1 pseudogene is annotated in these 546 nt (G+C 59.3%); it reads right to left on the bottom strand.

Annotated elements, in window-relative coordinates:
• Window positions 1–467: pseudogene (locus ACRYR9_RS19930) on the bottom strand (hypothetical protein); the annotation flags it as partial.
• Window positions 468–546: the final 79 nt, after the last annotated feature.

The following is a 546-nucleotide window of genomic DNA, read 5'->3' as shown; positions in this document are numbered from 1 at the left end:
GCAGCAGCATCCGAGGCTCTCTGATCCGGAGCGTCATCGCCCCAGTTCCCGGACGTCCCAGCGCCCGAGAATTGTCCATGTGAATCAGTCGGCATGCCATGATGATACGAGTTGAGCGCACTGAGTAGCAGCGTTCTCAGGCTGGTCGGAACATCTGTCGCCATGTACAGCCAGAGATCAAAATCATCGCTGTCGCTGGACAGCTTGTCGCTTCCGACGAACTGCTGTCTGGAAGGCATTGAACTGGTCTGCTGACGACGAGAATTCAATGCTGTCCTCTCGCGAGCAACATCGGCAATCTTCCTGATCTGTGCCTCTGCCTGGGCGGGCAACGGCACCTTCTTGGCTTTCACCTGCCCAAGCAGGGCGAGCAGATCCGCGCTCTGCTCGGCGGAAGCCGTGGACTGGGCAATGTGCGCATCCAGCTCCGCGTTGGTGCGCTCTATCTCGGCGTCAATGCGAGGCAACCCATGCCCGCACCGGGAATGAGTTCCCGGTGGGATGAAAGCCAAGATGCCCCGAAGAACGTGGCAAGGCCTGTTGGTA

The sequence above is a fragment of the Kineococcus auxinigenes genome, from assembly GCF_050871525.1.
Lineage (GTDB): Bacteria > Actinomycetota > Actinomycetes > Actinomycetales > Kineococcaceae > Kineococcus.
Note: the sequence above shows the minus strand (reverse complement) of the source record. Positions and strands in the feature narration are given on the sequence as shown.